We start from the raw sequence: 300 nt of genomic DNA, 5'->3' as shown, positions 1-300 counted from the left end.
GACCCAGCCGTCCTGGGCGACGTCGCCCTGCTTGGCCGGAACGAAGCGCCACCGTTTCACTGCCGCCACGGCCGCCTCGTCCAGCTGCGCGCGGCCGCTGCTGTTCTGCACCTGGATCTGGCCGGGTGCGCCGCTGGCCAGAACCTGCACACGCAGCAGCACCGTGCCCTCCCAACCACGGCGCATCGCCAGTGACGGGTAGTCTGGTGGCGGGTTGTTCAGGTAACCCGCGTTGGCCGAAGGCGGCGTGACGGGCTTGGGCGCCGGCGGTGCGGGGGGGGCAGGGGCCGCCACAGGTGC

The 300-nt window shown here is 73.0% G+C and carries 1 protein-coding gene; it reads right to left on the bottom strand.

Annotated features, from left to right (window positions below; all coding sequences use genetic code 11):
• Nucleotides 1-300 (bottom strand): energy transducer TonB (locus RT028_RS11810; RefSeq protein ID WP_312935057.1); only part of this gene is annotated, 300 nt, incomplete at both ends.

It is taken from the genome of Pseudomonas sp. (genome assembly GCF_032058845.1).
Taxonomy (GTDB): Bacteria; Pseudomonadota; Gammaproteobacteria; order Pseudomonadales; family Pseudomonadaceae; genus Aquipseudomonas.
This window is presented reverse-complemented; position numbering and strand designations above follow the sequence as displayed.